This window comes from Crocosphaera watsonii WH 8501, assembly GCF_000167195.1.
In the GTDB taxonomy this organism is placed as follows: Bacteria; Cyanobacteriota; Cyanobacteriia; order Cyanobacteriales; family Microcystaceae; genus Crocosphaera; species Crocosphaera watsonii.
This window is the reverse complement of record NZ_AADV02000242.1, coordinates 1-4,613: the sequence shown is the minus strand read 5'-3', so window position 1 is coordinate 4,613 and position 4,613 is coordinate 1. Positions and strand designations below refer to the sequence as shown.

Genomic DNA, 4,613 nt, shown 5'->3' with positions numbered 1-4,613 from the left:
AACCGACGGCAATGCNAGTTGCNTCGCGGCTGGACGATCTAGAGGATCCCCAAAAGCAGGAGTACAATAGAGTTTGGAGCTAAACTCTCAGTAAGCTGTGTAGATAACTATGTGTTTCTAGAAAAAATAAGTTGGGAAAACTTCAATGAATCTTGTCATTTAAAAGAACAAGTAGAAAAGTATAAAGAAACGTTTGGCTATTATCCCGAATCCGTCCATGTAGATAAAATTTATCGAACTAGGGAAAACAGAAATTGGTGTAAGGAAAGAGGGATAAGAATCAGTGGTCCGAAGTTAGGAAGACCTCCGAAAAATGTCAGTGAAGAAGAAAAGAAACAAGCCCACTCCGATGAATGCTTCCGTAATGCTATTGAGGGAAAGTTTGGACAAGCTAAACGAAGATTTAGCCTAAATCTCGTGATGACAAAACTCCCTGAAACCTCCATTACATCTATTGCTATTACATTTTTAGTTGTCAATCTTTCTAAACTTCTGAGGCAGTTTTTGTCGCTTTTTTTGTCCTTATTTACTAATAATAGAACAGGGGAACTCATCAAACCGCCTTTCATTAATTTTGATTATACTTTAAACAATTTTTATGTACTAAAACTTATTGATTTGTCAGAAAATTCTTGGTCAAAAGTGGCATAAATTTTGGAGAAACTTTTTCAGCAAACCCTAAATAAATACCGGCGTTAGAAACTACATTAACCGTACCTGCATCACTACCGATAAATTCAACATCGATGACATGATTGGCTTTGAAATAGTGATTATAATATTCTTGAAGGCTGATAAAGTAGTCAGTTCCATCATATGGAGAGAGTTGTAACTCTTCAACGTTGCCATTATTCCCATTAAACCACCAAAGACTACGAGAACCTGCCCTGCTCGAAGTAGCATCAAACCGATACTCGGAACTAGCGGCCGTTCCTTCTAATACTGTAGAATAATTGGATTCTTCAGAATCTTCTCCCACAAGGGTGAACTGATCCCCTGAGAAATAGTCCCCATTCTCTACATCTCTTCTAGACAGATTATATGTATATTCGCTACCGTAATTTACATATTGATAGGTTACATCCCCAGGGGTATAGGTTGTGGTGCGGCTGTTGGACTGGTGCAGACTACCATTAATTAAGATATCCCCGTTGTCATCCCTAGTATATTCACTGGTGCTATCTTTGAGGCGATCGACAATGACGATTTGACCTTCAATGCCATCATCTCCAGTATTAAGATTACCCAATTCCAGTGCATAGTCGGTGTTGTTGGTAATATTGATATCACCGTAACCATCCATTGCATAAATACGACCATTATCGGTACTGAGAATTTTACCCCTTAGCTCAATATAACCACCTCTGACTTCCACGTCTTCAATCTCTATATTATTGGTAAAGGGATTATATTCTGCTTTGATAGAACCACTATCTAAACCATCACTTAAGGTGAAACGAGAACCGTCATCCACTGTTTCTTTTATGGATGAATCATAGGATGCAATAGAACTGTTGAGACTACTATCTAAGGTCAGAGAGTAACTGTCTACCCCACTTTGAATTAAACCATTGACGTTGATATAAGTAGCACTGATAAAGACATTATTTTCTGCGGTAATGGCACTGGGATTATTACTAGCAGTAGATTGACTCGTACTCAAATTCTGTGCTACCGAGGCATTGGCATTGTCAAGTCCACCATAGGTTGTATCAGGAAACTCACTAAATTGTTCAGTCTCTGTATCTACTGCTCCGACATCCTCTACATCATAGAAGGGACTGGCTGAAGGCCCACCAGCTAAACCTTCATGGACTAAATGATATTTTTATTGAAGTAGTTTTAGAAGTAATTAAAAAATTTAAAATAGACCTTAAATACTCCCATTTAGATTCCACATCATTTCATTTAGATGGAGAATATAAAAGGGAAGAAGATAAAGAGAAACAGGAAGAAGAAAAAATTATTAAAGAAAGACCAATTTTTATTAAGAAAGGATATTCTCGGGATCATAGACCAGACTTAAAACAATGTGTCTTGGATTTAATAACAAGCCAAGATGGAGATATTCCATTATTTGTGAGAGTAGGAGATGGAAATGAATCTGATAAAGCTGTATTTGGAAAAGTTTTAGTAGAATTCAAAAAGCAAATAAAGTTTGATAGTATCATGGTTTGTGATAGTGCTTTATATGGTCAAGAAAATCTCCAACTAATCCAACATTTAAAATGGATAACGAGAGTTCCAATGACCATAAAAAAAGCAAAAGAATTAGTGCAAAATATAGAGGTGGAAGAAGTAAAAGATGAAGATAAAGAAAAAAGAAGTGACCTAAATTTAGAAAGTTATACCTGGAAAGAAGAAATTGTTACTTATGGTGGAATCAAGCAAACTTGGTTAATAGTCTTGAGTGAAAAAAGACAGAAAAGTGATTTGGAAAAACTAGAAAAACAACTTTCCCAAGAAGAGAAGAAATCCCAAAAATTTCTTAAAGAAATACAATCTGAAGAATTTGAACATCCTCAAGCTGCTCGATATAAATTAAAAGCTATTAATAAAAAATTGAGATTGTTGGAAATAAAAGAAGTTGAACTGATTGAAACTTACTCGAAAAAAAAGGAAAAGATTTATAAAATGATTAGTCTGATCATCAAAAAAGATGAAGATAGGAGTTACGCATTGACAAATTAACTTAAATATGAGTAGCTTTAAAGAGAGACAACGATCGCTAATTATTAGAGTCATTAAAATTGACGTAATAATAACAATAACTAATCTATAAATTAGGCTGATAATTTCAAATTTATTTGCTCTAAAATAAAATTCCGATTAACTTCAATAGACAATTCTCTTTGGAGTTGATACCAATTATCAATTAACTCATTAGCTCTCATTAATTCAAGTTTAATAAAAGCCCGTAAAGAACTAAAGAAATGGGTCAATATAGCTTCTGATTTTCTGACTATAAATTTATTGATACCACATAATTGTTTGAGCGCACGATGGTAACATTCAATAATCCAATGAGTTGTTTTCAACAAAGTAAATAGAGTTTTATCTGTTTCTCTTAAGTCTTTATTTTCTTTGTCAAATAAAATATAAAAACGAAGCATCCCGTTTTTGAAATGTTTCTTAAATACTTTAACTTCGCCAAACTCTTTTAAGTAAACAATTGTCCCATTTTCCTCTATTTCTAAGCTTTCAACGGATTGATATTGTCCTTTAACGATTGATACTTGTCGATTTTTAGCTATTCCTATCATGAAACCTAATTCTTGTTTTTTCAAAAATTTAAGGTTCTCTTTAGATGAATACCAACTATCACCAGTTACATAAATTGGCCTCAGTCCCCAAGCTAAAACTTCCGATAGCATCATCCGAAAATAATCATTTTTAGACAGATTATCTTCTTTATCATAAAGTCGATAATTTAGAGGGACTGAAATTCCATTAGGGTCAGTATATAATAAAGTAACTAAATTAATTCCTTTGATAGTTTTATGTTTATTTCCTGACCAGAAATAACCAATAAATTTACTTAATTTAGGATTACTATAAAGTTTTTCAATGACTGTATCATCAATACTTAAGGTTCCCCCACTCAGTTCAATGTGCTGTTTAAATTCATTGAATAAATCAACAGGTTTATAGCTTTCTCTTAATAAAAAACGGTTAACACTATCATGAGATAAATCCTCAAATATCTCGGATAAACGATTACAACCCGAATATTTGGATTCAGCAATTAAATAGTAAGTATAGAGTTCTAAATGACATTTAGCCGTTGATTTCTTCGTTATAGTTCGGATATCTACCTCCAGTTCTTATAATCCTCTCTATTTTATCAGTTTTTTGCTTTTTGTTAACAGCGATAGCTTTCTCTGTTTGGACTATGCACATTGTAAACCATCTGTCAATGCGTAACTCCTATTCCTGTTCTTTTTCTTCTTCTAAGTTTTGAGTATCTTCAGAGAATAGGTAACTAGTGCAGCTTGGCGAAAGTAATCCACCAGATTTTTACAGAAAGTTTCGTGACTAGCCACGACAATGTGTTTCAATGAAACTAACGGAAGAATCTCGAAGTTGATGTCCATGATAAAAGCATTGCCAATTAACCTCTCCAACCTACAGAAAACAGTACTCCAACAAATAGTGAGAGGGACAACAAACCCCTATCGCCTTGTTAGACGAGCCAAGCTAATCTTAGCCGCAGCATCAGGAGAGAGCAATAGTTCGATTAGTCGAAGATTAGAATTAGACCGAGTACAAGTGCGTCAGTGGCGATCGCGATGGTTTGAGGAGAGAGAAAAACTGAGTGCCGCCGAAGAACAACAGGTAACGGAGAAAGCATTAATGGTCTTGATCAAAGGAATTTTAAGCGATCGCCCAAGACCTGGAACAACAAAATCCTTTACGGTCGAACAAGTAGTCCAGATTGTAGCGATCGCTTGTGAAGAATGTGAAAAATCAGACAGACCAGTGAGCCATTGGACACCTTCAGAGTTGGCGGATGAAGCCATAAAAAGAGGAATTGTCGAAAAGATTTCCCCCCGTAGTGTGGGGCGTTTTTAAAAAGAAGCGACATACAACCACATCTCGTCGGACGACTGATT

2 protein-coding genes and 3 pseudogenes are annotated in these 4,613 nt (G+C 35.0%); 3 read left to right on the top strand and 2 right to left on the bottom strand.

Annotated features, from left to right (window positions below; genetic code table 11):
* Positions 1–51: 51 nt before the first annotated feature.
* Positions 52–651: pseudogene (locus CWATDRAFT_RS29870) on the top strand (transposase); the annotation flags it as partial.
* Here the strand turns inward: CWATDRAFT_RS29870 and CWATDRAFT_RS29865 are convergent.
* Positions 611–1,663, bottom strand: coding sequence for a hypothetical protein (locus CWATDRAFT_RS29865; RefSeq protein WP_007308456.1), 1,053 nt, complete (start codon positions 1,661–1,663; stop codon positions 611–613). The pseudogene CWATDRAFT_RS29870 and the gene CWATDRAFT_RS29865 overlap by 41 nt on opposite strands.
* 134 nt (positions 1,664–1,797) lie before the next feature.
* On the opposite strand from CWATDRAFT_RS29865, the pseudogene CWATDRAFT_RS29860 reads away from it, so the two are divergent.
* Positions 1,798–2,673: pseudogene (locus CWATDRAFT_RS29860) on the top strand (IS1634 family transposase); the annotation flags it as partial.
* 110 nt (positions 2,674–2,783) lie between these two features.
* Here the strand turns inward: CWATDRAFT_RS29860 and CWATDRAFT_RS35115 are convergent.
* The gene (locus CWATDRAFT_RS35115) at positions 2,784–3,809 is read right to left on the bottom strand and encodes an IS701 family transposase (protein ID WP_071892152.1); all 1,026 of its coding nucleotides are present in this window, start codon (positions 3,807–3,809) and stop codon (positions 2,784–2,786) included.
* 238 nt (positions 3,810–4,047) lie between these two features.
* On the opposite strand from CWATDRAFT_RS35115, the pseudogene CWATDRAFT_RS29850 reads away from it, so the two are divergent.
* Positions 4,048–4,613: pseudogene (locus tag CWATDRAFT_RS29850) on the top strand (helix-turn-helix domain-containing protein); the annotation flags it as partial.